We start from the raw sequence: 268 nt of genomic DNA, 5'->3' as shown, positions 1-268 counted from the left end.
TTACAAAAAGTAATTTAAAACAATTTGCCATGATTTTCATCACAGCTGGCAATCAAAAGATTGCCGCGCAGTTTTCGGTGTTTCTTTAATTCATTAATTCTTAATATCCAGTTTTCAAGGTACGAGTTTGAGGGTAGACCCCTCAAAACTAAACAAAGTTTTAACAATTGTGTATTTCCGTTGGTACCAAAGTACCATATCCTTAGAAAGGAGGTGATCCAGCCGCAGGTTCTCCTACGGCTACCTTGTTACGACTTCACCCTAATCA

General features: G+C 38.1%; 1 rRNA gene. It reads right to left on the bottom strand.

From position 1 onward, the window contains the following. Positions 1 to 206: 206 nt before the first annotated feature. Positions 207 to 268, bottom strand: a 16S ribosomal RNA gene (locus tag LKACC16343_RS14145); the annotation flags it as partial.

It is taken from the genome of Companilactobacillus bobalius (assembly GCF_002179915.1).
Classification (GTDB): Bacteria; Bacillota; Bacilli; order Lactobacillales; family Lactobacillaceae; genus Companilactobacillus; species Companilactobacillus bobalius.
The sequence above is the reverse complement of the archived record's forward strand: the minus strand, read 5'-3'. Positions and strand labels throughout refer to the sequence as shown.